Below are 359 nucleotides of genomic sequence, written 5' to 3'. Positions count from 1 at the left end.
GGGCACCTGGAACTTCTCGACGTCCTCGTCGGCGTCGAACGCCGCGCGAGCCTCGTCCGAGAAGGCGATCGCGAAGCTGCGGTCGGCGATGCGGGAGGTCCCGTCGCCGTCGACGCCGTCGAGCGTGAACCGCAGGCCGGGCTCCGCCTCACGCGCCGCCGTCCGGGCCGTCGTCTGGGCCGCCACGCGGGCGCCGGTCAGCGCGGCCGAGGCGGGGATGGTCAGCAGGCGCGGGCTGCTGCCGGTGCCGCGGGCGCGGACGCGGAAGCCCGTCCAGGCCGGGATCGAGGCCGGGGCGGCCACGAAGGTCTTCGCGACCGGGTCGTAGGTCCAGACCTGGGTGCCCGTCGGCGGGAGGT

At 76.6% G+C, this 359-nt stretch carries 1 protein-coding gene; it reads right to left on the bottom strand.

The window, feature by feature from the left end; genetic code table 11:
- Positions 1 to 359, bottom strand: a 359-nt coding sequence (locus B1759_RS19840) for a hypothetical protein (RefSeq protein WP_158225314.1), incomplete at both ends; no start/stop codon positions are given.

The sequence above is a fragment of the Rubrivirga sp. SAORIC476 genome, from assembly GCF_002283555.1.
In the GTDB taxonomy this organism is placed as follows: Bacteria; Bacteroidota; Rhodothermia; order Rhodothermales; family Rubricoccaceae; genus Rubrivirga.
The sequence above is the reverse complement of the archived record's forward strand: the minus strand, read 5'-3'. Positions and strand labels throughout refer to the sequence as shown.